This window comes from Mesorhizobium sp. WSM4819, assembly GCF_055811215.1.
Window position 1 is genome coordinate 6,949 of the sequence record NZ_JBVVQO010000004.1, and the last position, 24,429, is coordinate 31,377.

26 protein-coding genes, 1 tRNA gene and 1 pseudogene are annotated in these 24,429 nt (G+C 61.4%); 20 read left to right on the top strand and 8 right to left on the bottom strand.

From position 1 onward, the window contains the following. Positions 1–116: 116 nt before the first annotated feature. The 6 genes and pseudogenes from AC0L18_RS05405 to AC0L18_RS05430 form a co-directional block, all read left to right on the top strand. A pseudogene (locus AC0L18_RS05405) lies at positions 117–449 on the top strand (GNAT family N-acetyltransferase); the annotation flags it as partial. Positions 450–664: 215 nt separating this feature from the next. Beyond that, positions 665–1,426, top strand: a complete 762-nt coding sequence (locus AC0L18_RS05410) for a 3-hydroxyacyl-CoA dehydrogenase (protein ID WP_473490942.1) — start codon at positions 665–667, stop codon at positions 1,424–1,426. Between the two features lie 6 nt (positions 1,427–1,432). Then, positions 1,433–2,641 carry a CaiB/BaiF CoA transferase family protein gene (locus AC0L18_RS05415; protein ID WP_473490943.1) on the top strand — a complete coding sequence of 403 codons (1,209 nt, stop codon included), beginning with the start codon at positions 1,433–1,435 and terminating at the stop codon, positions 2,639–2,641. Between the two features lie 38 nt (positions 2,642–2,679). Next, positions 2,680–3,441 carry a HugZ family pyridoxamine 5'-phosphate oxidase gene (locus tag AC0L18_RS05420; RefSeq protein ID WP_473490944.1) on the top strand — a complete coding sequence of 254 codons (762 nt, stop codon included), beginning with the start codon at positions 2,680–2,682 and terminating at the stop codon, positions 3,439–3,441. A 173-nt stretch (positions 3,442–3,614) separates the two neighbouring features. Then, positions 3,615–3,953 carry an ArsR/SmtB family transcription factor gene (locus AC0L18_RS05425; protein WP_473490945.1) on the top strand — a complete coding sequence of 113 codons (339 nt, stop codon included), beginning with the start codon at positions 3,615–3,617 and terminating at the stop codon, positions 3,951–3,953. Positions 3,954–4,261: 308 nt separating this feature from the next. After that, complete coding sequence (locus AC0L18_RS05430) at positions 4,262–5,065, top strand: TrmH family RNA methyltransferase (RefSeq protein WP_091594637.1); 804 nt, start codon at positions 4,262–4,264, stop codon at positions 5,063–5,065. Between the two features lie 29 nt (positions 5,066–5,094). On the opposite strand, the gene AC0L18_RS05435 is transcribed toward AC0L18_RS05430, so the two are convergent. Together AC0L18_RS05435 and AC0L18_RS05440 are read right to left on the bottom strand one after the other, a co-directional pair. After that, positions 5,095–6,243 (bottom strand): coiled-coil domain-containing protein, encoded by a 1,149-nt coding sequence (locus AC0L18_RS05435; RefSeq protein WP_473490946.1) that lies wholly within the window; start codon positions 6,241–6,243, stop codon positions 5,095–5,097. A 148-nt stretch (positions 6,244–6,391) separates the two neighbouring features. Then, a complete protein-coding gene (locus AC0L18_RS05440; RefSeq protein ID WP_473490947.1) occupies positions 6,392–7,000 on the bottom strand; it encodes a DUF1134 domain-containing protein in 609 nt (202 codons plus the stop codon). Positions 7,001–7,357: 357 nt separating this feature from the next. On the opposite strand from AC0L18_RS05440, the gene chpT reads away from it, so the two are divergent. Further along, positions 7,358–7,987, top strand: coding sequence for a histidine phosphotransferase ChpT (gene chpT, locus AC0L18_RS05445; protein WP_077380165.1), 630 nt, complete (start codon positions 7,358–7,360; stop codon positions 7,985–7,987). Between the two features lie 248 nt (positions 7,988–8,235). Further along, complete coding sequence (locus AC0L18_RS05450; protein ID WP_091594643.1) at positions 8,236–8,604, top strand: response regulator; 369 nt, start codon at positions 8,236–8,238, stop codon at positions 8,602–8,604. Between the two features lie 120 nt (positions 8,605–8,724). On the opposite strand, the gene ctrA is transcribed toward AC0L18_RS05450, so the two are convergent. Then, entirely contained in the window at positions 8,725–9,420 is a 696-nt protein-coding gene (ctrA, locus tag AC0L18_RS05455) for a response regulator transcription factor CtrA (RefSeq protein ID WP_006203583.1), read from the bottom strand. Between the two features lie 449 nt (positions 9,421–9,869). On the opposite strand from ctrA, the gene AC0L18_RS05460 reads away from it, so the two are divergent. Beyond that, positions 9,870–10,247, top strand: coding sequence for a flagellar export protein FliJ (locus tag AC0L18_RS05460; RefSeq protein ID WP_473490948.1), 378 nt, complete (start codon positions 9,870–9,872; stop codon positions 10,245–10,247). A gap of 416 nt (positions 10,248–10,663) precedes the next feature. Here AC0L18_RS05460 and sciP read toward each other — a convergent pair whose 3' ends face one another. Beyond that, the gene (sciP, locus tag AC0L18_RS05465; protein ID WP_006203587.1) at positions 10,664–10,939 is read right to left on the bottom strand and encodes a CtrA inhibitor SciP; all 276 of its coding nucleotides are present in this window, start codon (positions 10,937–10,939) and stop codon (positions 10,664–10,666) included. A 274-nt stretch (positions 10,940–11,213) separates the two neighbouring features. Here sciP and mnmA point away from each other — a divergent pair, with 274 nt between their 5' ends. Continuing rightward, positions 11,214–12,404: a tRNA 2-thiouridine(34) synthase MnmA gene (gene mnmA, locus AC0L18_RS05470; RefSeq protein WP_473490949.1), complete on the top strand. Its 1,191-nt coding sequence runs from the start codon at positions 11,214–11,216 to the stop codon at positions 12,402–12,404. 54 nt (positions 12,405–12,458) lie between these two features. Here the strand turns inward: mnmA and AC0L18_RS05475 are convergent, their stop codons facing one another. Next, the gene (locus AC0L18_RS05475; RefSeq protein ID WP_473491149.1) at positions 12,459–13,424 is read right to left on the bottom strand and encodes a Gfo/Idh/MocA family protein; all 966 of its coding nucleotides are present in this window, start codon (positions 13,422–13,424) and stop codon (positions 12,459–12,461) included. 329 nt (positions 13,425–13,753) lie between these two features. Between AC0L18_RS05475 and AC0L18_RS05480 the strand changes: the two genes are divergently transcribed. Further along, positions 13,754–13,830 (top strand) — tRNA-Met (locus tag AC0L18_RS05480). Here the strand turns inward: AC0L18_RS05480 and AC0L18_RS05485 are convergent. Continuing rightward, the gene (locus tag AC0L18_RS05485) at positions 13,809–14,207 is read right to left on the bottom strand and encodes a hypothetical protein (protein WP_473490950.1); all 399 of its coding nucleotides are present in this window, start codon (positions 14,205–14,207) and stop codon (positions 13,809–13,811) included. The two genes, AC0L18_RS05480 and AC0L18_RS05485, sit on opposite strands and share 22 nt — an antisense overlap. A 142-nt stretch (positions 14,208–14,349) precedes the next feature. Here AC0L18_RS05485 and AC0L18_RS05490 point away from each other — a divergent pair, with 142 nt between their 5' ends. Further along, the gene (locus AC0L18_RS05490; RefSeq protein ID WP_473490951.1) at positions 14,350–14,517 is read left to right on the top strand and encodes a hypothetical protein; all 168 of its coding nucleotides are present in this window, start codon (positions 14,350–14,352) and stop codon (positions 14,515–14,517) included. A gap of 51 nt (positions 14,518–14,568) precedes the next feature. Here AC0L18_RS05490 and AC0L18_RS05495 read toward each other — a convergent pair whose 3' ends face one another. Beyond that, on the bottom strand, positions 14,569–14,739 hold the full coding sequence (locus tag AC0L18_RS05495) for a hypothetical protein (RefSeq protein WP_473490952.1): 171 nt from the start codon (positions 14,737–14,739) through the stop codon (positions 14,569–14,571). Positions 14,740–15,022: 283 nt separating this feature from the next. Beyond that, positions 15,023–15,502 (bottom strand): TspO/MBR family protein, encoded by a 480-nt coding sequence (locus AC0L18_RS05500; RefSeq protein ID WP_236372121.1) that lies wholly within the window; start codon positions 15,500–15,502, stop codon positions 15,023–15,025. Positions 15,503–15,583: 81 nt separating this feature from the next. Between AC0L18_RS05500 and AC0L18_RS05505 the strand changes: the two genes are divergently transcribed. The 8 genes from AC0L18_RS05505 (at position 15,584) to AC0L18_RS05540 (ending at position 24,429) form a co-directional block, all read left to right on the top strand. After that, the gene (locus AC0L18_RS05505; RefSeq protein ID WP_473490953.1) at positions 15,584–16,384 is read left to right on the top strand and encodes a recombinase family protein; all 801 of its coding nucleotides are present in this window, start codon (positions 15,584–15,586) and stop codon (positions 16,382–16,384) included. Between the two features lie 425 nt (positions 16,385–16,809). Then, positions 16,810–17,589, top strand: a complete 780-nt coding sequence (locus tag AC0L18_RS05510; protein WP_473490954.1) for a GlcG/HbpS family heme-binding protein — start codon at positions 16,810–16,812, stop codon at positions 17,587–17,589. Between the two features lie 58 nt (positions 17,590–17,647). Continuing rightward, the gene (locus AC0L18_RS05515; RefSeq protein ID WP_473490955.1) at positions 17,648–19,471 is read left to right on the top strand and encodes a methanol/ethanol family PQQ-dependent dehydrogenase; all 1,824 of its coding nucleotides are present in this window, start codon (positions 17,648–17,650) and stop codon (positions 19,469–19,471) included. Beyond that, the gene (locus AC0L18_RS05520; RefSeq protein ID WP_473490956.1) at positions 19,452–20,315 is read left to right on the top strand and encodes a substrate-binding domain-containing protein; all 864 of its coding nucleotides are present in this window, start codon (positions 19,452–19,454) and stop codon (positions 20,313–20,315) included. Before AC0L18_RS05515 ends, AC0L18_RS05520 begins: the two co-directional genes overlap by 20 nt. 1 nt (position 20,316) lies before the next feature. Beyond that, on the top strand, positions 20,317–20,850 hold the full coding sequence (locus AC0L18_RS05525) for a c-type cytochrome (RefSeq protein WP_473491150.1): 534 nt from the start codon (positions 20,317–20,319) through the stop codon (positions 20,848–20,850). Then, entirely contained in the window at positions 20,847–21,854 is a 1,008-nt protein-coding gene (coxB, locus tag AC0L18_RS05530; protein ID WP_473490957.1) for a cytochrome c oxidase subunit II, read from the top strand. The genes AC0L18_RS05525 and coxB overlap by 4 nt, the downstream gene beginning before the upstream one ends. Further along, positions 21,851–23,827, top strand: coding sequence for a cytochrome c oxidase subunit I (gene ctaD / locus AC0L18_RS05535; RefSeq protein WP_473490958.1), 1,977 nt, complete (start codon positions 21,851–21,853; stop codon positions 23,825–23,827). The genes coxB and ctaD overlap by 4 nt, the downstream gene beginning before the upstream one ends. Then, the gene (locus tag AC0L18_RS05540; RefSeq protein ID WP_473490959.1) at positions 23,824–24,429 is read left to right on the top strand and encodes a cytochrome c oxidase subunit 3; all 606 of its coding nucleotides are present in this window, start codon (positions 23,824–23,826) and stop codon (positions 24,427–24,429) included. Before ctaD ends, AC0L18_RS05540 begins: the two co-directional genes overlap by 4 nt.

Below are 24,429 nucleotides of genomic sequence, written 5' to 3' on the forward strand. Positions count from 1 at the left end.
GGGGTTGGGGGGGGGCCGCAAACACGCGCGGGGGGGGCGGCCCCCTTCACGCGGCGCTGCCGGGGGGGGCGGCGTCTGTATTTTTGGTGGGCGCGTGGGGGCCCCGGCCGCCCGGGGCGGCGGGCGCCGCCCCCGCGCTGATGCTCGGACCGCTTGCCGTGCGGCCGGCGTACAAGAATCTCGGCATTGGCCGCCGGCTGGTGGCGATCGCGCTGGAGGCCACCGCCAAGGCCGGCATGCCGGCGGTGATGCTTGTCGGCGACGAGCCCTATTACGGCCCGCTTGGCTTTAAGAGAATCCCGCGTGGGCAAATCTCCATGCCGCGCCCGGTCGATCCTGACCGGCTGTTGTCGCATGAGATCGTGCCGGGCGCGATGGCACGACTGGTGGGGGAGGTTTGCCACGCCGATCAGGCAAGGATTGCCGCGCAAATCGCCGCGATGGCGTGACCATCCGGATGCTGTTGCGCCACACTGTCAGGCTTCGTAGCATGTGCCCGACTAAGGTGTGTTGAGATTCAGGTCAGGCCGAGCCGAAAACGGTGGTATTCGAGAACCGGAGCGGAGCGTACTTTTGGGTACGTGAGCACCGGAAGCGCAGGGGACCACTGTTTGTAGGCCGGCCTCACCTGAATATCAACACAGCTTGGATGGAGGACGCCGACATGAACCCCAACGGCCAGATTGCGATCGTCACCGGCGGCGGCTCCGGCCTCGGCAAGGCGACGGCACGTGCACTGGCCGCGAAGGGCGCCGGCGTTGCCATCCTCGACCTCGGCATCGAGCGTGCGGCGAAGATTGCGGCCGATATCGGCGGCATCGCCATCCAATGCGACGTAAGCAGCGCCGACGGCGGTGCTGCTTCAGTGGCAGAAGTGGTAAAAAAGTTCGGCGAACCCCGTATCCTGGTCAATTGCGCCGGCATCGCCATCGGCATGAAGACGATCGGCAAGGAGGGTCCGCACCCGCTCGACCAGTACCGCAAGGTGATCGAGGTCAATTTGATCGGCACCTTCAACATGATCCGCCTCGTCGCCGACCAGGCCGCGAAGCTTGAGCCGCTGGACGGCGGCGAGCGCGGCGTCATCGTCAACACGGCATCGGTCGCCGCCTATGACGGTCAAATCGGCCAGGCGGCCTATTCAGCCTCCAAGGGCGGTGTCGTCGGCATGACGCTGCCGGTGGCGCGCGACCTTGCCCGGTCGGGCATTCGCGTCTGCACCATCGCGCCCGGCATCTTCAAGACGCCGATGATGGCCGGCATGCCGCAAGAGGTGCAGGATACGCTCGGCGCCGCGGTGCCCTTCCCGTCCCGTCTCGGCGAGCCTTCCGAATATGCAGCCCTTGTGCTGCATATCATCGAAAATCAGATGCTCAACGGCGAGACCATCCGCCTCGATGGCGCCATCCGCATGGCGCCGAAGTAGCCGACCATGAGTGCCGAAGTCGCCCTTCAGGCGAAGACCGGCCCGCTCGCCGGCCTGACGGTGATCGAGATGGCCGGGCTTGGACCGGTGCCGCTGGCCGGGCTGATGCTGTCGGAGATGGGCGCCGAGGTGCTGCGCATCGAGCGGGCCGGGTCGAGCCAGCCGTTTCTGGCGCTACCGGACGAATACGACATCGACCGTCACGGCCGCTCCATCCTGCGGATTGACCTGAAGCGCTGGGAAGGCGCCGAACTGGTGCTGCGCCTTGCCGAAAAGGCCGACATGCTGGTCGAAGGGTTTCGTCCCGATGTCATGGAGCGGCTTGGTCTCGGGCCGGATGCGGTACTGGCGCGCAATCCGGCCCTGATCTACGGCCGCGTGACGGGGTTCGGCCAGGACGGTCCGCTATCGGGACGTGCCGGCCACGACATCACCTACCTCGCCTATTCGGGTGTGCTGCATGCCATCGGCCAGCAAGGCGGCCAGCCGGTCCCACCGCTCAACCTTGTCGCCGACTACGGCGGCGGCGCCATGATGCTGGTCGCCGGCGCACTGGCCGCCCTGTTTGAGCGCTCGCGCTCCGGCAAGGGTCAGGTGATCGACGCCGCGATGACCGAGGGCGCTTCAATGCTGACGACACCTGTGCACGCCCTGATGGCGGCGGGCCTGTGGAATGACACGCGTGGCGCGAACCTGCTCGATTCCGGCGCGCCCTTTTACGACACCTATGAGACCGCGGACGAACGGCACCTCGCCGTCGGCTGCCTTGAGCCCCGGTTCTTCGCCGAATTCGCAAGACTGCTGCCGCTCGAGCAGATTTTTGTACGCGGCCAATACGACAGGAATTTGTGGCCGCAGATGCGGGCCGCCATTGTCGATCGGGTCGGGCAGAAAACACGGGACGAATGGGACCGTCTCTTCGCTGCAACCGATGCTTGCGTCGCACCGGTCTTGTCGCTGCGGGAAGCCAGGGATCATCCGCACAATCGCGTTCGCAACGCCTTCTTGAAGTCGGGTGCGCTTGAGCGCCCCGCCCCGGCGCCGCGCTTTTCGCGCTCCCGGCCGACACTTGCCGCCATGCCGGCCGATCACGATTGTCAGGCGGCGACGGTGCTGGCACGCTTCGGCCTTTCGGAAAGCGAGACTGAGGCCCTTTTCAAATCTGGGGCCCTTTTCAAATCTGGGGCCCTTGTCAAATCCGGTGTGATAGGTTGATAACTGGAGAGCAAAGATCAGCTTAAGACGGTGTGGATTTGAACGATCGAAAGAAGGACGTGATCCGCGAGACCGACGCCGAAGCGATCAGGCTGGCGAAGACGCTGATCCGCAGTGCCCGTTTCGGCGCGCTGGCGGTGATAGAGCCCGGGACCGGTTCGCCGCTGGCCAGCAGGGTTGGTGTCGCCACCGATATCGACGGCACGCCGCTGATCCTTGTATCGATGCTGTCCGCCCATACCGGCGCGATCCTTTCCGACCCGCGCTGTTCGCTGCTTGTCGGCGAGCCCGGCAAGGGCGACCCGCTGGCGCACCCACGGTTGACGCTCGTCAGTCGGGCGGCACGGCTTGAGCCTGGATCCGACGAGCACGCCCGCGCCGAACGGCGCTATCTCAACCGCAACCCCAAGGCGAAGCTCTATGCCGGTCTTGGCGACTTCTCGATCTTTCGCCTTGAGCTGGAGCGCGCCAGTCTCAACGGCGGCTTTGGCAAGGCCTACCTGCTCGAACGCGCCGATCTGGTCACGACCGCGCCGATCGTCGAAGAGCTTGCCGCTGGCGAACAATCCGCCCTCGACCATATGAATGCCGACCATAGCGACGCAATTGTCGTCTACGCGCGCCACTTCGCCAAGGCGGCGGGCGACGGCTGGGTCGTCACCGGCTTTGACGCCGACGGCATGGACCTGGCATTGGGCGACGATATCTGCCGGGTGTTCTTTCCCGAGCCATTGAGGACGGCGCGCGAGCTCAGGCATGTTCTGGTCGACATGGCAAAAACCGGCCGAGTGGCGGATTAAACACAGTCCGACTGTTAATCGCGTCGGGTCGAAAGCAAGTCTTGAGGTTTGTGCGAGATGTTCTACGCTTTCCCGGTAGCGTTGAATCGCCAGCGCACATTCGCAAGTGAGCCTATGGAATCAGACGCTATTGCCCCCATAGCGCCGGACGAGCAGGAAGGTATGGGGGATCGATGGTCTCGAAAAAGCTAATCGCCAATGCCGAATCAGCGGCTTCGTTTCTGACGCTGATGGGCAACGAGAAACGACTGTTGATCATGATCTACCTAGCCGACGGTGAAATGTCGGTCGGCGCTATCGCCGAAAAGGTTCTGCTCAGCCAATCCGCCCTGTCACAGCATCTGGCCAAACTGCGGGCGCTCGATCTCGTCGAGACCCGGCGCGACCGGCAGATGATCTACTATTCCTGCAAATCCGATGCCGTGCGCGAACTTCTCAACACGCTGGACGGGATTTTCGGCGAGGGTGAGCTATCGCAGATGGCATACCGCCTGCGTCGCTCGGGGACTTGACCGGCCAATGCATGTCGCCCAAAGCCGGCAACATGCATAACTGGTCCGAGCGCCCCTTGCCTGGCTGACGACTCCTGATGCATGTCGCGCAAAAGCATGCCCGTGCAGCGGTTTTGCGATAACGACATGCATAAAACAACAACCTAAAGCGCGTCGCGAGGTCGGTTGAGGTCGGTCGAACGCGACGCGCTTTTGAGCGACTTGCGTCCACTTGGACGCAGAAGGTACGTTCTGACACTTTGGATCCACGCGTCGTGCTGTCGCAAAACCCACCACGATCGGGCCGATGCGGGTCAGTTGAGGCAAGCATGCGCAGCATTCGTATCGACGACCCGCAAGACCCGCGCGTCGCCGCCTATCTCGACATTCGCGAGCGCGATCTTGCCGGCCGGCAGGGTCGTTTCGTTGCCGAAGGCAAGGTGGTGCTCGAAATGCTGCTCGCAGCCAAACGCTTTACCGCCGAATCGGTGCTGGTGCTCGAAAACCGGCTGGCAGGCCTCGACGCAACCCTGCGCAAGGCGCCCGCGGACCTTCCGGTCTACGCGGCGGCCAGCGAGGTCATGGACAGGATTGCCGGCTTTCACATGCATCGCGGCATATTGGCGATCGGCCGCAAGGGCGAGGCGCAGCCTGCAGAGGCCTTGCTGGATGCGCTGCCCGCCCGCGCGTTGATCGTCGTGCTGGTCGGCATCGCCAACCATGACAATATGGGCTCGATCTTTCGCAACGCCGCCGCCTTCGGCGCCGATGCCGTGTTTCTGGACGCGACCTGCTGCGATCCCCTGTACCGCAAGGCGATCCGCGTTTCGGTCGGCGCCGCGCTGAAAATTCCTTTTGCCTCCTTCGCTGAGACCGTCGGCTTTACCGCGGCGCTCGATCGGCTGGGCTTCGGCCAATTCGCATTGTCGCCGCGCGGACAAACCGACATCCGCGATGCGAAAAGGACCGAACGGCTGGCACTCTATCTCGGCACTGAAGGCGAAGGCCTGCCCGAGATGCTGCTCGCCCGCCTGCGGACGGTGCGGATCGATATGACAGAAGGCTTCGACAGCCTGAATGTCGCCGCCGCGTCAGCCATCGCCTTGCATCATTTCTCGGCAAGCAGGACCTGAGCCGCAGAAGTCAGCATCACTGCCTGGGCTCAATGCGCCGATTCGGCCTGCTGCAGCGCCCGCACGCGATCGGCAAGGCTGCGTTCACCGCTTCCCGGTGGGTTGGGTGCCGCAAGAACCTTTGCGATCGGCGATTCCGGCCCGTCGAGCTTCGCCGTCAGGGCTACGACCTGCGCCGCCAGGTCGCTCATCTGCTCGCGCAACGCAGCGCTGGCGCCCTCGGATCTGGATGCCGCGTCGGCGGCAAGATCCGTTTTCAGCCTCTTGTTCTCGCTGGCCAGTGCCGTCAATCTCGCCTCCAACTGCTCCCGGTCGCTGTCGAGCTTGGCGATAGCTTTTTCCATATCGCCCTTGACGGCCACATCGGCCTGACCGCCTTGCGGTCCGACGAGACGCACCGCTGCCGACGCATTTTCCACGCTTTCGCTTTTCAGCTTTTCGCGAAGCCGCGCGATTTCCTTTTCGCGGCGTTCAAGCTTGTCCTCGCGATCGGCAAGCGTGGCGAGCAGGCGCTCGATCTTCTTGTCCAGTTCGCCGGTCCTTTTCTTCTCGGCTTTCAACGCGTCTCGCGCGGCCTTGCTCTCGGCCGCGATCTCCTGTTGGCGCCTGTCCGCCTCCTTGCGCTGGCCGCGCAGCACTGAAATATCATCGGCCAGCTTCTGCAATTCGGATTCGCGCGCCACAAGTTCGATCTGACGGCTGCTGGAAGAAAAGCTGGCGTCGTCATACATGTGCTCCAGTTTTTTCAGCTCGAGCACACGCTTTTCCAGGGCATGCTCGCTTTGAGCAAGCCGATCCGACAAAAGCTGCAACTGGTCTTTGCGCTGCCGAAGGTCTTCGCCCTTGGCCTCGAGCGCGGAAAGGGCCTGTTCCTTGTCCTTCCGCTCGAGCGCCAGCTCCTTCAGTGCTTCGCGGCCGCGGCCGATCTCGACAAGCTGTTCGGCCGATTTCTCGCGCAACGCCTTGACGCTCATCTCAAGCCGACGTGTCGCCATGGCGAACTCGGCGCGGATGCGATCCTTCTCCGCCTGGATCTCGGCCAGCGTCAGCGGCATCGAGCCCTCGATGCGTTTACGCGTCAGCATCACGGCCCGCCGCCAGATGGCCGGGGCGATCATCAGCGCCAGAAAGCCGGCGCAGAGAAAGCCGAGGACAAAGAACAGGACCGACTGAACCAAGGTGACTATCCGTTATGAACGGCAAACAACCGTAAGGGACTGTGCCACGTTCGCATGACGGAATTCCAGCGCCGCGGCAAGGGTCTGCCGCAGCATTGTTCAGACCGTCGATCCTGGAAACAATCGCGGTGACGAGGCAACCGCTTGCTCAGAATGGATTCCAGGTGGCGCGCTGGGTAAGCTTGAGGTAGCCGAGATTGACGCCAAGCCGGGCGCCGACGCCGGTACGGATCGGCACCAGCAGCACATTGTTGTTCTTCATCACGTTGAAGCCGACGCCAGCCACGAGGTAGGCGGAGCCGGCAAGGCCGCCGAAACGATTGTAGAGGCTGTTCACATCGTCGAGATTATAGACCAGCATCATCACCCGCGAGCCCTCGCCGCCAAAATCCCAGCCGAGCGATGGGCCCTGCCAGAACACTTTGTGATCGCCGGCATTCTTGGTGTAGAGTGTGCCTTCACCATAGGTCAGGCCACCGATCAGGGCGCCCGAGCCCTCCTCGCCAAGCAAATAGCCATTGGGCAGGCCATAGGAGGAGAAAATCTTCTCCACGACGGTGGCGAGCCCGCCCGACGTCGCACCGAAGAATTTATGACCGGAATCGACGATCTCCTGAGCGGTGTATTCCTGGGCCCGCGAAGGCGAGGTTGAAAAAACGACAAGGCCCATGAGAGCGATCGCCATTGAGAAGACACGGAGAAAACTCCGGTCTGTGAAGACACGGAGAAAACTCCGGTCGTAGTATCGGGAAAACATGCTTCCAATCTCCGTCAGGGAGCACTTTCGCCGACGCCTCGCATCCGTGCGGCTCTTTGGTGGCCGTTAAGGATGACTGTTAAGGACAAACTATGCCGTAATCCTTTTTCAACCATTAAGCTTTCACATGAAGATGGCGGTTCGTAGGCTGGTTTCGCGCTGATTTCGCGTCGACCCGCAGTATCCGCACCCTGCGTGAACACACCATTTTCGATAGCGACAATTCCGGATTTGTTGCTGCACGCTCAGGCGCTGTGTATTCAGTAGGCCTTGGGAGAGCGAGCGTGATTCGTATGGACAGGCGTGATCGTTGATCGCCCGGCCATTTCCAGTGAAATTTTGCAGGGACTTTCGCCGATGGCCGAGCTTTTCACCCTTTCCGCACCCGATCTCGCCGCGCTTTTGTGCAGCCGGGTCTGCCACGACATCATTTCGCCGGTCGGCGCCATAAACAACGGGCTTGAACTGCTCGACGAAGGCGGCGCCGACGAAGACGCCATGAAATTGATTCGCCAGAGCGCCAGAAACGCTTCGGCCCGCCTGCAATTCGCCCGCATCGCCTTCGGCGCAGCCGGTTCTGCCGGCATGATGATCGACACCGGCGATGCCGAGGCCGTTGCGATCGCCTTCTTGAAGAACGAGAAGCCGGAACTGATCTGGAATGGAACCCGTGCGCTGCTGCCCAAGAACAAGGTAAAGCTGCTGCTCAACCTCATTCTCGTCGCCAACGCTGCCATTCCGCGTGGCGGCAAGCTTACGGTCACGCTTGAAAACCTCGACACGGAACCACGCTTTGCGCTCGCCGCGAGCGGTCCGATGCTGCGCGTGCCGCCCAAATTCCTGGAGCTCCATTCCGGCAACAAGCCTGAAGAACCGATCGACGCGCATTCGGTGCAGCCCTACTACACACTGCTTTTGGCGCGCGAGGCGAACATGACAATATCGATCCACGCGACCGCAGAAGAAATCGTTCTCTCGGCTGCTTGAAGTTACTAAGAAATGATTGAAAAGAACAGATAAGAGTTTTTAGACAATATTTACTACGCCATCACGGTGGAATGAAATGAGCCATCCAGGCTAGTTCGGCCGAAGCATCGGTCAAGAAGTTTCCGTAAAAGCTGTTCTTGCAAAAATTTTACCTATCGGCTTTTCAGCTTCTTTACCGGATTGATCCTACGGTGCCTTTCAGTACCGCGACGCTGCCGGATTGCCGCATGGCAAAGAGGGCCCGGAAAATGAAACGCTGCATGTTCATCGACGATTCGAGCGTCATCAGGAGGGTTGCAAAGCGCATCCTGGGTGGTTCCGACATGCTGGTCATCGAAGCTGCCAGCGGGCTTGATGCGGTTGAGATGTGCACTGCCGACATGCCGGATATCATCATTGTCGACGGCGCCTTGCCGGACATGCAGGCCGAGGACGTCATTCGCCGCGTACGCGCCATGGAAAGTCCGATACAACCCCAGATCCTGATTTTGCTGGTTGAGGTCGACGTCGCGTCGATCATGCGGGCAAAGCGCGCCGGCGCCCAAGGCTATCTGCTGAAGCCGTTCACTCGGCCGCAACTTCTCGAGCGCTTCCGCAGCTTGAGATTTGCCGCCTGATTCACCGCCGCTGGCGCATGGCCGCGGAAATCGGCGCTCCAATATCTGCGACATAAAAACGCAAAATCCGGCCGAAGCCGGATTTTAGTCGGAAAAATCGATCGGATCGGCGTCGTCAGCTCAGGCGCTGACGCGGATGTCTTCCGGCTCGCGAAGCACGTAGCCGCGACCCCAAACCGTCTCGATGTAGTTCTGGCCGCCGGAAGCAGCGTCGAGCTTCTTGCGCAGCTTGCAGATAAAGACGTCGATGATCTTCAGTTCCGGTTCGTCCATGCCGCCGTAAAGGTGGTTGAGGAACATTTCCTTCGTGAGCGTGGTGCCCTTGCGCAGCGAGAGCAGCTCCAGCATCTGGTATTCCTTGCCGGTCAGATGCACGCGCTGGCCACCGACCTCGACGGTCTTGGCATCAAGGTTGACCACCAGGTCGCCGGTGGTGATGACCGACTGGGCATGGCCCTTGGAACGCCGCACGATGGCGTGGATGCGGGCGACCAGTTCGTCCTTGTGGAACGGCTTGGTCATATAGTCGTCTGCGCCGAAGCCGAGGCCACGTACCTTGTCCTCGATGCCGGCCATGCCGGAGAGGATAAGGATCGGCGTCTTCACTTTGGAAAGGCGAAGTGTTCTCAACACCTCGTATCCCGACATGTCGGGGAGATTAAGGTCGAGAAGGATGATGTCGTAGTCGTAGAGCTTACCTAGATCGACCCCTTCTTCGCCAAGATCGGTTGTATAGACATTGAAACTTTCCGATTTCAGCATCAGCTCGATGCTCTGTGCGGTCGCACTGTCATCTTCTATCAGCAGAACACGCATTTCATTCCCCTTTTCTGCTGCCGGACCATTTCACGACCCGTCCAGGACCGGAGCAGTGATTGCCTGAGCAGAGGCTGCCATCGAATGGTTAACAAAACCTAATTCCGTGCCGTTGACGGTACCAGATTTTTTAACCCTTTTCTACACCTTGTTGAATCTAATAGTGAATCTAAGAACCAAACCGCTAATGCAAAACATTAATAAGCCAGACTAAGTGACTCCAGGGACTCGCTAGCCGTGCTTCCGGATGGGGCCGGAATTTTTACCCGGCCTTAAGTCCTGAGCCGTATGATTAACAATGCCCGTAAACGAATGGTTACCGCCGGCAAAAAACTTTAGGAATTTGTTTCCCATAGTTCTGGTAAAGTCGGTGGAAGCGGGTCGAAGCCTGAGTTTGCCAGGCGGATTAGACGATATGTGCAGGTGTGCGTTTCCAGGAGTACCGAATCATGAAGTCACGTGAAAACCTCGTTCGGCTGAAGCAGTTTCAGGTGAGCGAGAAGCGGCGGCAGTTGCTGCAACTCGACATGATGATCGCCGAATTCGAGCGCATGGCTGTCGAACTGGAACTCCAGATCACTGCCGAAGAAAAGAAAGCCGGCATCACCGACATCAACCATTTTGCCTATCCGACCTTCGCCAAGGCAGCACGCTTGCGCCGCGACAATCTCAGAAATTCGCAAAGCGACCTCGCCCAGCAGCGTAGCGTTGCCGACTCACTGCTCGGCGAAGCCGAAGCGGAGCTTTCCAAAGCAGAAATGCTCGAATCACGCGACACCAAGATCCGAGACGCCGAGACCGGCGGCCGCAGCGCCATGATCGGCTGAAAACAAGGCTTTAAGGCCGGTCAGCACCCAGCGATCAGGTCGTTGCCCATCTGGAATGTCGCCGCTCATTGGTCGAGCAACTGCCAGTTTCAGGCCTACGCTGCCAAATCCCCTTGATGCTCCGCGACCGCCCGCACCTGGGTATCCTGATGTCGGGCGCAGGCGATTCCGGCCAGGACCTTATCTGATTGAGCAGCCCACCAGGTTCCGGCCGAGTTCGGCTCGGGGCCGACCGCGCAGGCTTGTGGAACTCGGCAAGGTCGACGCGAAAATGCTTGCTCCAAGAAGCAGGCGCTGCTCATGCCTTTTGTCAGCCCGATCGGCAGGTGGTGCTGACCGTCTGAAGCAGAGAAAACCCTGTCGGCAAAGCAAAAAGGGCGCGGATTGCCGCGCCTTTTGACATCCTTGAACCAGCCCTAATGCCGATATTGCTGGATGCGCGTCGTGCGCAGGCCGGCAAGGCCATATTCATCGATCGACGCCTGCCAGGACAGGAATTCCTCGGTGGTCAGCTTGTAGCGCTGGCATGCCTCTTCGAGACTCAGCAGCCCGCCCCGTACAGCCGCCACCACTTCCGCCTTGCGCCGGATAACCCAGCGACGTGTGTTCGTCGGCGGCAGATCGGCAATCGTAAGGGGGCTGCCGTCAGGCCCGATAACATATTTCACGCGCGGTCTAACAAGATCGGTCATCGTACTCTCTACTAAAAACTCAAAGACCCAATCCCCACCACATTACCGCCACAGCTTTAAAATTTGCCTAAGCGATCCCTAATAGCTAGGTAAGGATCATGAACGCCGCGTTAGTCTTTTCGTCGGCATTTGAGGCATCTGCCCAGCAAGCGCCCGAATCCGTTCAAAAAAATCGGCCGGTTCGCGAAGCTGGCGCACCCGGAAAGCTTGACCTATATTCCGGCCATTGGCATTCAGGCGCCGTCATCCAGGCGCCGTGCAGAACGAAAGAACCATGAACAGCCTCGACCTTCCCGGACGCCCCGAAGATACCCGCATCGTTGTCGCCATGTCGGGCGGCGTCGATTCGTCGGTTGTTGCCGGCCTTTTGAAGCATGAAGGCTATGATGTCGTCGGCGTCACGCTGCAGCTCTACGACCATGGCGCGGCAACGCACCGGGCCGGCTCGTGCTGCGCCGGCCAGGACATCGACGATGCCCGCCGCGTCTCCGAAACGCTCGGCATTCCGCATTATGTGCTTAATTACGAGGAGCGTTTCCGCAAGGCGGTGATCGACCCCTTCGCCGAGAGCTATGTGGCCGGCGAAACGCCGATCCCTTGCGTTTCCTGCAACCAGACGGTGAAATTCGCCGACCTCCTGGCGACCGCCAAGGAACTCGGCGCCGAGGCGCTGGCCACCGGCCATTACATCCGCTCCGGCGCCAACGGCGCCCATCGCGCGCTGTACCGGCCGGTCGACGCAGATCGCGACCAGAGCTATTTCCTGTTCGCCACCACACAGGCGCAGATCGACTACCTGCGCTTTCCGCTCGGCGGCCTGTCGAAGCCGCAGGTTCGCGCCATCGCCGAGGAAATGGGGCTGACGGTCGCTGCCAAGCAGGACAGCCAGGACATCTGCTTCGTGCCGCACGGCAAGTACTCCGATATCATCGCCAAGCTGAAGCCGACTGCTGCCAATCCGGGCGACATCGTCCATATCGACGGCCGCGTGCTCGGCCGCCATGAAGGCATTTTGCGCTACACGATCGGTCAGCGCCGCGGCATCGGCATTGCCTCGGGCGAGCCGCTCTACGTCGTCCATCTCGACGCCGACCGGGCCCGCGTCGTCGTTGGCCCGCGCGAGGCGCTGGAAACGCACAAGATCTATTTGCGCGACATGAACTGGCTGGGCGATGCTGCGCTGTCAGATATCCCGGCCGCCGGACTAGAGCTTTTCGCCAAGGTCCGCTCGACACGCCCGCCACGCCCGGCCGTGCTGCGTCACAACGCCGGCATCACTTCGGTGGAACTGGTCGACGGCGAGTCCGGTATCGCGCCCGGCCAGGCCTGCGTGCTCTATTCCGACGACGGCAACGAGGTTCGCGTGTTCGGCGGCGGTTTCATCGAGCGTTCCGAACGCGGCGCCGAGGCCGAGGCGATGCTGACGCGGCTGGCGGCCCGGCCGGCGCAGATTCCCGCCGAATAGACGATAATCCCGATCTATCGGGATCGATCAGGCTCTGATACAGCCGCACTTCTCTCAGGAAGACGATCCGGTGTGGGCAACCGTGCCGGCGGTCAGGATACGCAGCACCCTGATGGCTTCCTCGCCGCTGGTACGCGGTTCTGCCCGCGTCTCGATGCAGTGGATGAAATGCTCGAGCTCTCGCGTCAGCGGCATGCCCTCGCCCACTGCAACATAGGACGGCTCGTTGGTGGTGAAGGCCCATTGGCCGCTGTCTTGCCAGACCGCGTGGCGGTAGACGGCGAGCTTGCGCTCCCACGGCTCGACATCGTCGAACACCGCCATCGCCTTGGTGCCGACCACGGTCAGCCGCCGTTCGCGGTAGGGATTGAGCCGCGACGCGAATAGGTGGCTGCGCAGACCGTTGGGAAAGCGCATGTGCAGATGCGCGAAATCGCTGAGATTGTCGAGGAGCGCTGCCCCTTCTCCACGCACCTCGATCGGTTCCGTGCCGGTGATGGCCAGGATCATCGACAGATCGTGCGGCGCCAGGTCCCACAGCGCATCGTTCTCAGTGTGGAATTTGCCGAGCCCGAGCCGGTGCGAATGGATATAGCGGACCTCGCCGAGCTCGCCATTGTCGATCAGCGCCTTCAACGTCTCGAAGGCGGGATGAAAGCGCAGCACATGACCGACCATGAAGACGCGGCCATTGTCGACCGCCGCCTTCACCGAACGCTCGGCATCGGCCACCGTCAGTGCGATCGGCTTCTCCACCAGCACGTCCTTGCCGCCCTGGACGGCGCGCACCGCCATATCGGCGTGGAACTGCGGCGGCAGCGCCATCACGATGGCGTCGATGTCGCTGCGCACAAACAGCGCCTCCGGCTCGATCGCCAGGCAATCCTGCTCACTGGCGAAGCCTTCGGCGCGGGCAGGGTTGACGTCCGAGACCGCGTGCAGCGCGCCGAGCGCCTTGAGGGTGCGGATGTGGTTGCTGCCCCAGTATCCGCAACCGAGGACTGCAATGCGCGGTTTCATCATTCCAACTCTAGAATTTCGTGGCCGAGACATAGCGGCGCGCCCCGCCGAACTCAACCCGGCATTTCTGTGCCCGATTGTCTGCCCGGCAAAGCTTTTCGGCCATCAGAGCGAGGTGCGTCCGCCTGGACACACAAAGTGCGTCTCAAGACCGTGAAGCTTGGCGACGCGACAGGATGCGATAGAGTGTGGCGCCAGACCGGCTGCATCGACACCGGCTGCATCGATGCTTGACAGGCTTGGCGTCCCAACCTTATATCCGCCCGACCTTGGCGAACGCTTCGACATGCCCTCTGATTTGAGGCGGATTTCGGGCCTTTCGCCGCCCTGGCGGGGTAGCTCAGTTGGTTAGAGCACGGGAATCATAATCCTGGGGTCGGGGGTTCAAGTCCCTCTCCCGCTACCAGCGCTCCCACTGACGAACCTATCGTCAGCGGGTCGCGTAGTAAGTAGGCCATTCAGATGGCCTTTGACTTCCACCTCAACACCTGTCCCGTCTCCCTTGCGGAAGAGCGTCGCGGTCGAAATAATCTCTCGAAGGAAGTCAGCGCTTTCCGCGATGCCGGCAAGTCCTCCGGTCCTGAATGCTTCATGCAAATCGCGCATTGCGCGCTCAAAACGCATTTGTGCAGCCGGAAGAAACGACACGGCTTTCTCCGGCTCCGGCTGCACCGCCAGTTCGGCTTCCATCGCCTTTCGGCTCTCGCGTAATGCCTTGATCTCTTCGGCCACCTCATCGGCCTCCACAACGCCATCGCGAAGATGCCCGATGATGCGGTCCATCTGGCGCTTATTTGACGCTAGGTCTCGCTCCAGCCTGATAGCCCTCACGCAAAGTCCGTTCATAGTCCTCACACGCGGCGCGCTTTGCAAGCGAAACCAAGGCGATCCGACGGAAGTGCCTGGACTGCTCAGGCCAGCAAATGTGGCTGAGGTGAAGCTCTGCGAGGCGGTTACCTGTCCCCTCACTGCAGCGATCTTCTGGCTGAAGACCAGGGCGCGCTGGACGGAGACCTCCATCCATGAGCTAGAAGGAAAACTGGACACATCAGTGACCTTCGTGACCACCTATGAAGACATGAAGCTCCTGTAGGTGGCACGCCCGACTCGTCGGACGGCTGGTCAGCTCATTTCCCAGCTCGGATCATTTTCCGTCGGCGAGGGTATTCTCAATGGCAGCGATATTGAGCTCAAGCATGGCCACTCGTCGAATCGTGCTGGCGCTCGGTATTGTGTTTTGCTCGGGGGCGGCGAGAAGTAGATCGCGCTGCTCGTCCTTGAGACGTTTTGAGAGCGCTGTCAGTTTTTCGTGCATGTTGAACCCATTAGTCAGAGTGGCCTATAGGACGCCGGCTAAGCACACTCAAGACCGCGCGTCAGCGCGCCTGAACGGAGCGCTGGTTATTCCCCAGTAGGCCACGCATGAGTTGCTGATGTGCGCCGCCTACTAGGCACCCGATGCCGATCACGACGAAGACGATCAGGATGCCTTGCTCGAGGCACATCAGTCGCGCTCCGAGGTCACCGGGTACTAAGCCTAAACTTCAAGACCCCCAAACCCTCGGTGCAAGGTGGTCGTCGCACATTCCAAACTAGCGTCAGTTGAGTCGATCGATTTCCCAGTTCAATGCTGCCGCGAAGCTGACCCACAACAGGTAGGGCCAAAGTAGCATCGAGGCCGTCGGATCGATCTGCCAGAACGCCAGGATGGTCAGGACGATCGCAAGCCAGAGAAGCGTGATGACCACGAGGCCACCTCGCGGGCTGTGGAAGGAAAAGAACACCCACGACCAGGCCGCGTTGAGCGTGATCTGAATTAGAAAGATCGCCACCGCAAAGCTGATCCAGTCGGCGTTAGCTTTCAGCACGCGATAGAAAGCATAGGCCATCATCAGGTACAGCGTCGTCCACACCGGGGCAAATACCCAATTCGGTGGGTTGAAAGAGGGTTTGGTCAGGTGGGCGTACCATGTCGGTACATTGGGAATGGTAGCGAGATTGCCGGCAATTGCCGCCGCCGCGACCGGCACGATAGCCGCCAGAATGAGAAGAAGCGTGCTCGTCCCCGGATTGATCATGATGCCCCTTGTGTTGAACAGAGACGCAGTAACGCTGGAGGGGTCGGCGAAGTTTCACCGCCGCAGTCGCAAAGCCAGACGTTGCGCGGCGAGAAAGCCTACCCGGCTAAGACCAGAAAGAACTTGCCTGATGGGGCCGGCGAGCACACTGCAAACGGTGGTTTGCAGTTTGAACACCCCGGAAACAGCACCATGACGAGCGCGGTCGCCTACTATCGGGTCTCCACACAGCGGCAAGGACGATCAGGTCTCGGCATTGAGGCCCAGCGTGCCGCGGTCGCCCGCTTTGCTGAAGCCGAGGGAATTGCCATCATCCAGGAGTTCACCGAGGTCGAAACCGGCAAGGGCTCGGACGCCCTGGATCGCCGTCCGCAACTTGCCGCCGCCCTCGCCCTGGCCCGCCAGACAAAATGCCCGGTCGTCGTGGCCAAGCTCGACCGCCTGTCGCGAGATGTCGCCTTCGTTGCCGGACTGATGGTCCAGCGGGTCCCGTTTATCGTCGCCGAACTTGGCGCCGATGCCGATCCGTTCATGTTGCACCTTTACGCCGCGTTGGCAGAGAAGGAGCGTCGATTGATCTCGGAACGCACCAAAGCCGCCCTCGCCTCGCGCAAGACGACCGGCATGAAGCTCGGCAATCCGACCAACACCGCTGAAGCTGCGGCGAAAGGTCGGAAGATGTCGATCGAAGAAGCCGACCGGTTTGCCCAGACCGTGCTGCCAATCATCGCTTCCATAAAGCGGTCGGGCATCACCAGCCTACGTGGACTGGCAATCGCCCTAAACAACCGCGGCGTTTGCACAGCGCGCAATGGCCAGTGGCAAGTCTCTAACGTACGCAACATTTTGGCGCGGCACGCTTCCGCGAATTTGCTTTTATAGGCGGGAGTAACTAGCAGTTGCCGTACTTTCGACAATCTCTATTGGGGATTAGCCAAGCTCACTGCCGCGTACCCATCTGGGAAAACCCGCCGGCCATCTGCCCTGGTCTTGAACCTGGACAGGAATAAGAAGTGCCGCCGGTGAATGTTGCCGATACGGATCGTGTTTTTGATTACCAGTTTATCAATGACCCTGCTGCCCACTCAACCGGTTCATCGCCTGCCAGACTGGCCCGTGCGAGAGGTAAAGTTTTCGCTGTGGAACATCCTCTATCTCTCACAACCGCGAGCGCTCAGAACTGTTTCACTGTCTGAACGCAATCGCGATGATTCTGAGCCGAACCAATCTGCTATTTTATTTCATGATGTTTGGCACTTCTGCGCCTCTCATGCGTTAGGGGGAGTTCAATAAGCGCGGCGCGGGCGATGGATCGTCATTGGACTGCCTCAGTAGCATCGGGTCTGTTCCTGCTGACGATCGGCTACGTCGAACAAAAAGCCTGGGCTCAGGCGGCCTGTCCTGTCGACCACAGCAAACTGCTGAGCGCGCTCAAGGGGAGCGTCAAGGCGAGCGGCGGCCCCGGCAATGGGGGTTTCGACACCCATGAATGGGCGGCGGTCGTGGCTCGCGACGGCGCAGTCTGCGCCGTCGCCTTCAGCGGTCCCACACCTGATGCCCAATGGCCGGGCAGCCGGCTGATTGCAGCCGAAAAGGCCAGTACGGCCAACGGCATCAGCCTTGCCGATATGGCCCTTTCGACCGCCAACCTCTACGCGGCGGTCCAGCCGGGGGGATCTCTGTTCGGCCTGCAGGCCACCAATCCTGTCAACCAGGCGGCCGCTTATGCCGGAAATCCGTCGACATTTGGAAGTCCCGATGACCCGCTGATGGGAAAGCCCGTCGGGGGAATAGTCGCATTCGGCGGCGGCTTGCCGCTTTACGATGGAAAAGGGATCGTCGGGGGACTTGGCGTGAGCGGCGATTCCTCCTGTGCCGATCACAATGTCGCCTGGCGCACACGCGCTGCGCTTGGACTGGACAAGGTGCCGGCCGGCGTCAATCCAAATCGCAAAGACGCCATCGTCCATGATCTCGACCCCGGTGGGAAAAGCGCTTCCGGCTGGGGCCACCCATTATGTGCCGGAAGCGAGGCGGACGTTGCAGCGGAGCTCGGCGCCGGGGTCGGCGGCTCGATGCACGAATGAGACAGGTGCAACAGGCGGCGGCCAAGGTTTGGGCGCCTGCCGGAGGGAGGACCGGGCGATGGCGAGGATAGATGGTCGGACCAAATCGAGGGTGATCGGCTGGACCTTGCTGGCGAGCTTCTCGCTCGCGGCCGGAGCCGTTGCCCAGCCGGCGGAGCCTGCAATTAGGCCGCCCGCTGCAGCCGCCCCATCCGACGATGGCCAGTGGACGATGCCGGCGAAGAACTATGCCTCGACCCGCTACAGCGAACTGGCTGAAATCACTGAAGACAACGTCAAGACCCTGCAGGTGGCCTTCACCTTCTCAACCGGCGTTAACAAGGGCCAGGAGGCTGCGCCGCTGGTTGTCGGCGACACGATGTATATCGTGACGCCTTTTCCCAATATCCTCTACGCGCTTGATCTCGCCAGACCCGGCGCACCGATGAAGTGGAAGTTCGAGCCCAATCCCGAACCTGCTGCGCAGGGCGTTGCCTGCTGCGACGTGGTTAACCGGGGTGCGGCTTTCTCCAACGGGCGAATCTTCTTCAACACGCTCGACGGACGCGCCATCGCGGTCGACGCGGCGACCGGCAAAGCCATCTGGAACACCCCTATCGGCAACATCAACATCGGCGAGACCATTACCATGGCGCCACTGGTGGTAGAGGGCAAGGTTCTGGTGGGCAATTCCGGCGGCGAACTGGGCGTGCGAGGCTGGATCAAGGCGCTTGACGCCGGTGACGGGCATGTCGTCTGGACTGCCTACAGCACCGGCCCGGATGCCGAGGTGCTGATCGGCCCCGACTTCAAGCCGCATTACGATATGGACAAGGGCAAGGATCTCGGCGTCACATCATGGCCGCCGGACGCTTGGAAAATTGGCGGCGGCAATGTGTGGGGCTGGATTTCCTATGACCCCGATCAGGACCTTATCTTCCATGGCACGGGCAACCCCGGTCCGTGGAATCCCGACCTGCGACCGGGCGACAACAAGTGGACGTCCGGGATCTTTGCCCGGGATCCCGACACCGGCACTGCGAAATGGTTCTATCAGTGGACTCCGCACGATTTGCACGATTACGATGGCGTCAACGAGCAGGTGCTGCTGGATATGACCTGGCAGGGCAAGCCTCGCAAGGTGCTCGTCCGGCCGGAACGCAACGGCTATGTCTACTTGCTGGATCGCACGACGGGCGAGGTCCTGTCCGCGGTGCCATTCGGGCCAGTCAATTCCAGCAAGGGTGTCGACCTCAAGACGGGCCGGCTGATTGTAAATCCCGAGAAAGAGACCGGCACCGGCAAGGTCGTGCGTAACATCTGCCCGACCGCATCCGGCCTGAAGGATTGGCAGCCCTCGGCGTTCTCGCCCAAGACCGGCTTGCTCTACCTCCCGCACAACAATCTGTGCATGGACGAAGAAGGCGTAGAGGTCAACTACATCGCCGGCACGCCGTATGTGGGCATGAATGTCCGCATGATCCCGGGGCCAGGCGGACATCGCGGTGCGTTCACCGCCTGGGATGTCGCCGCCGCGAAGCCGGCGTGGGTCCTGAAGGAGAACTTTCCGGTTTGGAGCGGCGCCGTCGCTACAGCCGGCAATGTCGTATTCTATGGAACCATGGAAGGCTGGTTCAAGGCGGTGAGTGCCACGACCGGGAAACTGCTTTGGCAGTTCAAGACCTCTTCCGGCATCATCGGCCAGCCGATCACCTATCGCGGTCCCGACGGGCGCCAATATGTCGCGATCCTGTCGGGTGTCGGTGGCTGGGCAGGTGCCATCGTGTCGGGAGATCTCGACCCGCGCGACGCCACCGCGGCGCTCGGCTTTGCCAACGTCATGAAGGATCTGAAGGACGTAACCACGCCGGGAGGTACGCTGTATGTATTCCGGCTGCCTTGAAGCGATCGACGGGCCTGCGCGACGGGGGAGCATGCGTTCCCGACATTTTGTCGCGACAATCTGCGTACTGGCCCTGTGTCTTGTTCCCGCCCTGGCGAATGCGCGCGAGCTGCGGGTGTGCGCCGATCCCAACAACATGCCCTTCTCCAACGCCCGCCGTGAAGGCTTCGAAAACAAGATCGCGGGGATTGTCGCCAAGGAACTTGGCGCAACCCTTTCCTATACCTGGTGGGCGCAGCGCCGTGGCTTCATCCGCAACACGTTGAAAGCCAACCTGTGCGATCTCGTGCCCGGCACTCCCGCCAACCTCGAAATTCTGCGCACCACCGCGCCATACTACCGCTCGTCCTACGTCTTCGTGACGCGCAAGGAGGCGCCGGAAGTCAGTTCGTTCAACGATCCCCGCCTGCGCGATCTGCGCATCGGCGTCCAGCTGATCGGTGACGACGGCGCCAACTCCCCACCCGCCCAGGCGCTCGGGCGCCGCGGGATCGTCGGCCATCTCATCGGCTTCCCGGTCTACGGCGACTATTCTGCGCCGAACCCTCCGGCGCGCATCATCGAAGCGGTCGCGAGCGGCGATATCGATATGGCCGTCGTCTGGGGACCGCTGGCCGGCTACTTTGCCGCCAGACAGAAGGTAGCGCTGAGAATTACGCCGGTTGAACCGCGGATGGACGGTCCGCAATTGCCGATGGTCTACGACATCTCAATGGGCGTGCGTCACGAGGATAATGCGCTGCGCGGCGAAGTGGACGCTGCCCTCGCAAAGCACCGCGCCGAGATCAAGGCGATTCTGGCGCAGTATGGCACGCCCCGGCTCGATACTGCCGGAGCGCCTTGAAATGAACCGCGGATTTCCCTTGCTGTTGTTCGCACTGCTCACCATTGTCGGATGCCAGCGCGAGGAACGCGACTCCCGCCCTCAGTCGGCGCTCGGCTCCGGCAAGCAACCGACGCCGGTCACTTCCCTTGTGCCAGGCGGCGAGCGGCCGTCTCTGTCCGACACCAAGGCAGCAGCGTTCCAGGCAAACGCGTTTCATCTTAGCCAGGGCAAACGTCTGTTCAACTGGTTCAACTGTTCCGGCTGCCATGCCCATGGCGGTGGCGGCATGGGACCAGCGCTCATGGACGAAAAGTGGATTTACGGCGGTTCGATCGAAAGTATTCACGCCACTATCAGAGACGGGCGCCCGAACGGGATGCCGAGCTTCCGTGACAGGGTCCCCGACGATCAGATCTGGGAACTTGCCGCGTTTGTCCGCTCGCTGAGCGGCAACGTACCCTCTTCCGCCGCGCCCGGGCGCAACGACGACATGATGGTGCGCCCATCCGAAAATCGCCTGCCAAATGCCGCGACGCTGGGGAAGTCGCCGTGAGACGGCTGGTTTGGGTGGTGTGCGGCGCCATTCTGCCCCTCGCAGGATGCAGCGGCTGGCAATCCGCCCTTGATCCGAAGGGGCCGGCGGCGAGCGAGCTCGCGTGGCTGATCTGGTTCTTCACCGCCCTCTGCACCGTGGTCTGGCTGCTGGTGATGATCGTGCTGACCATGGCCCTGATCCGGCAAGCACGACCGCTCGGCGATCCGCTTGTCCTCGACGCTGCTTCCGAGCGCCACAAGGCACACATTGTTTTTGCGGCGCTCGGGGCCACCACGGTGATCCTGATCGGGCTAACGCTGTTGAGCTTCTTCGCCAACAGGACGCTCGCTGCGATCGGCTCGGATACTGCGCTGACAATCCGCGTGACCGGGCATCAGTGGTGGTGGGAGGTGCGCTATGAAAACGGCCAGCCGAACCGCATTCTGACCACCGCCAACGAGATCCATATCCCGGCAGGCGAGCCGGTGCGGCTCATTCTGACCTCGACCGACGTCATCCATTCCTTCTGGGTGCCGAACCTGGCCGGCAAACTGGACCTCGTTCCGGGCGTCGAGAATGTTCTTGATCTCAAGGCGGACAAACCCGGCGTTTATCGGGGCCAATGTGCCGAATTCTGCGGTGCTCAGCACGCCAATATGAGCACCTTCGTTATCGCCGAGCACCGGCCCGTCTTCGACGCCTGGCTGAACGACCAGTTGAAGCCCGCCGCCCCGCCTGCCTCGCCTGAGGCGAAAGCGGGGCACGACTTGTTCATCAAGCGGCCCTGCGTGATGTGCCACAAGATCGGCGGCACCATCGCCGGCGGCACGGTCGCCCCAGACCTGACCCATGTCGCCAGCAGGCAAACGCTTGCAGCCGGGACGCTGACGATGAGCCGCGGCAACATTGCGGCATGGGTCGCCGATCCGCAGGGGATCAAGCCGGGCGCCCATATGCCGGTGGTGGATCTGAACGGCGACGAGTTGAATGCGATCGTCGCCTATCTAGAGGGCTTGCGATGAGCGGCGCCGACCTCGCTCACGAGGGTGACGCGACCCCAAACCGTGACGTGGCCTCAAAAGGGGATTTGCCCCCTGAGCGCGACGGCCCGCGCGACACCGACCTCGACGATGCCAGCCTTGACCGCTGGCTTGCGCGAACGTGGCAAACCGCACCTGGCATCATCGGCGCCCTTTCGACCGTCGATCACAAAATCGTCGCGCGGCACTACCTGATCACCGCGTTCGTGTTCCTGTGCCTCGGTGGGCTGAACGCGGTCGCCATGCGCATTCAACTGTCGGGCCCCGAGCGCGGGCTGATCGGGCCAGACCTCTACAACCAGTTGTTCACGATGCATGGCGCGACAATGATGTTCCTGTTTGCCGTGCCTATCGTGCAGGCGAGCGGCATCTACCTTGTGCCGCTGATGGTTGGCACCCGCAATATCGCGTTTCCGCGCCTTGTCGCCTTCAGCTTCTGGATCTTTCTGTCGGGAGGCATGTTCGCCTGGGTTTCGTTCGCGCTCAATATGGCGCCTGATGTCGGATGGTTCGCCTATGTGCCGCTGTCCGGTCCCGAATTCGGGCCAGGCAAGCGCGCCGACGTCTGGGCGCAGATGATTACCTACACCGAGATCTCTGCACTCGCCGTCGCGGTCGCAACCATAGTGACGGTTCTGAAACAGCGTGCCCCTGGCATGTCGCTTGACAAGATCCCGCTCTACGTCTGGGCGATGCTGGTCACCTCCTTCGTCGTCGTGTTCGCGATGCCCGCGGTCATGATCGCCTCGACATTCCTGATCCTGGACCGGCTGGTCGGCACCCACATCTTCAACCCCGCCGAAGGCGGAGACGCATTGCTCTTCCAGCATCTTTTCTGGTTCTTCGGCCATCCGGAGGTCTACATCATTTTCCTGCCGGCGACCGGGATGGTGTCCTCGATCATCGCCGCCTTCGCGCGGCGCCCGGTGTTTGGATATTTGGGGCTGGTGCTGTCGCTGATTGCCATTGGATTCCTGTCGTTCGGCCTTTGGGTCCACCACATGTTCACCACCGGCCTGCCTAAGCTCGGCGCAAGCTTCTTCACCGCATCGAGCATGCTGATCGCCATTCCGAACGGACTGCAGATATTCTGCTGGCTGGCGACGCTCTGGGACGGACGGCCGGTCATCAGGACGCCAATGTTGTTCGTGTTCGGCTTCTTCTTTATTTTCGTCGCCGGTGGCCTGACTGGTGTAATGCTGGCTTCGGTGCCGTTGGACCTGCAAGTTCACGACACCTATTTCGTGGTGGCGCATTTCCATTATGTGCTCATCGGCGGGTCGGTATTTCCCTTGCTGGGTGCCGCCTATTTCTGGTTTCCCAAGATCACCGGCCGGATGATGAACGAGCGCATCGGGCGCTGGCATTTCTGGCTTGCCTTCTTCGGCTTCAATACAGCGTTCTTCCCGATGCACATTGTCGGCATCTGGGGCATGCCGCGACGGGTATACACCTATCCGGCGGAGCTCGGCTGGGGTGACATCAACCTGTTCATCACCGCTGGCGCGGTCGTTCTGTTCGTGAGCTTCGCGCTTTTCACCATCAATCTGGTGCACAGCGCCTTGAGGGGCGCCCCGGCCGGCGACAACCCCTGGAATGCAGGCACATTGGAATGGGCAACGTCATCGCCGCCGCCGAGTTACAATTTCCTCCGCATTCCGGTCGTGATGCATGTCGAGCCGCTATGGGCCGAACGCGGAACGCTTGCGGTGGCGACGGGGCTTCGGGTCGACGCACGCGAACTGGTCACCTCGACAGTGGCGGAGGCGCATCCCGACGTGCGCGAGAAATCGGCAACGCCGTCAGTCTGGCCGCTGCTCGCCGCACTCGCAGTCGGGGCTACCTTTCTCTACTCGATCTTCAGCCCATGGGCAGTGGTTTGGGGAGCGGGACCGATCGCCGTCGCTTTGATCGGCTGGTTTTGGCCGAAAGGCGATGCGGAGGACGAGGAATGAAGCAGCGTCCCGCCATGGATCTTTCCGAGCTCCCGACCTTCGGGCACGGGCCGCGTACCCCGACCTGGTGGGGCACTCTCGCCTTCATGGCGCTCGAAGGCATGGGATTCGCGCTTGCGGCGGGGAGTTGTCTCTACCTCGCCTATCTATCACCGCAATGGCCGTTGAGCGCTCCGGCGCCGAACCACTGGCCGGGCACGATCGTGACGCTTTTGCTGCTCGCCAGCCTGGTCCCCAACCACGTGTTGAAGCGCCAAGCCGAGGCGTGCGCGATGCTGCCAGTGCGCATTGGCCTCGTAACCATGTCGCTGCTCGGGATCGCGCCGCTTGTCGTGCGCTGGTTCGAGTTCCCAGCCCTCAACATCTATTGGGACACCAACGCCTACGGCTCGATGCTCTGGGTCTTGCTCGGCCTGCACACCGCGCACCTGATCACCGATGTCGCCGACACGCTGGTGTTGACCGTCTTGATGTTCACGCGCCACGCCAACAGTGGCCGTCGTTTCGCTGACGTCGGTGACAACGTCTTCTACTGGGACTTCGTCGTCGTGACCTGGATTCCGATCTATCTCTTGATTTATTGGATGCCGAGGCTTGATTGA

Bases quoted from the DNA above. Each gene is read 5' to 3' on its own strand.
- AC0L18_RS05485 (WP_473490950.1), bottom strand. From the start codon at position 14,207: ATGGACCGCATCATCGGGCATCTTCGCGATGGCGTTGTGGAGGCCGAT.
- AC0L18_RS05515 (WP_473490955.1), top strand. From the start codon at position 17,648: ATGGCGAGGATAGATGGTCGGACCAAATCGAGGGTGATCGGCTGGACC.
- chpT (WP_077380165.1), top strand. From the start codon at position 7,358: ATGGCCGAGCTTTTCACCCTTTCCGCACCCGATCTCGCCGCGCTTTTG.
- AC0L18_RS05450 (WP_091594643.1), top strand. From the start codon at position 8,236: ATGAAACGCTGCATGTTCATCGACGATTCGAGCGTCATCAGGAGGGTT.
- AC0L18_RS05410 (WP_473490942.1), top strand. From the start codon at position 665: ATGAACCCCAACGGCCAGATTGCGATCGTCACCGGCGGCGGCTCCGGC.
- AC0L18_RS05430 (WP_091594637.1), top strand. From the start codon at position 4,262: ATGCGCAGCATTCGTATCGACGACCCGCAAGACCCGCGCGTCGCCGCC.
- mnmA (WP_473490949.1), top strand. From the start codon at position 11,214: ATGAACAGCCTCGACCTTCCCGGACGCCCCGAAGATACCCGCATCGTT.
- sciP (WP_006203587.1), bottom strand. From the start codon at position 10,939: ATGACCGATCTTGTTAGACCGCGCGTGAAATATGTTATCGGGCCTGAC.
- AC0L18_RS05495 (WP_473490952.1), bottom strand. From the start codon at position 14,739: ATGCACGAAAAACTGACAGCGCTCTCAAAACGTCTCAAGGACGAGCAG.
- AC0L18_RS05525 (WP_473491150.1), top strand. From the start codon at position 20,317: ATGAACCGCGGATTTCCCTTGCTGTTGTTCGCACTGCTCACCATTGTC.
- ctaD (WP_473490958.1), top strand. From the start codon at position 21,851: ATGAGCGGCGCCGACCTCGCTCACGAGGGTGACGCGACCCCAAACCGT.
- ctrA (WP_006203583.1), bottom strand. From the start codon at position 9,420: ATGCGTGTTCTGCTGATAGAAGATGACAGTGCGACCGCACAGAGCATC.
- AC0L18_RS05500 (WP_236372121.1), bottom strand. From the start codon at position 15,502: ATGATCAATCCGGGGACGAGCACGCTTCTTCTCATTCTGGCGGCTATC.
- AC0L18_RS05475 (WP_473491149.1), bottom strand. From the start codon at position 13,424: ATGAAACCGCGCATTGCAGTCCTCGGTTGCGGATACTGGGGCAGCAAC.
- AC0L18_RS05460 (WP_473490948.1), top strand. From the start codon at position 9,870: ATGAAGTCACGTGAAAACCTCGTTCGGCTGAAGCAGTTTCAGGTGAGC.
- AC0L18_RS05440 (WP_473490947.1), bottom strand. From the start codon at position 7,000: ATGTTTTCCCGATACTACGACCGGAGTTTTCTCCGTGTCTTCACAGAC.
- AC0L18_RS05415 (WP_473490943.1), top strand. From the start codon at position 1,433: ATGAGTGCCGAAGTCGCCCTTCAGGCGAAGACCGGCCCGCTCGCCGGC.
- AC0L18_RS05520 (WP_473490956.1), top strand. From the start codon at position 19,452: ATGTATTCCGGCTGCCTTGAAGCGATCGACGGGCCTGCGCGACGGGGG.
- AC0L18_RS05540 (WP_473490959.1), top strand. From the start codon at position 23,824: ATGAAGCAGCGTCCCGCCATGGATCTTTCCGAGCTCCCGACCTTCGGG.
- AC0L18_RS05510 (WP_473490954.1), top strand. From the start codon at position 16,810: ATGGATCGTCATTGGACTGCCTCAGTAGCATCGGGTCTGTTCCTGCTG.
- AC0L18_RS05425 (WP_473490945.1), top strand. From the start codon at position 3,615: ATGGTCTCGAAAAAGCTAATCGCCAATGCCGAATCAGCGGCTTCGTTT.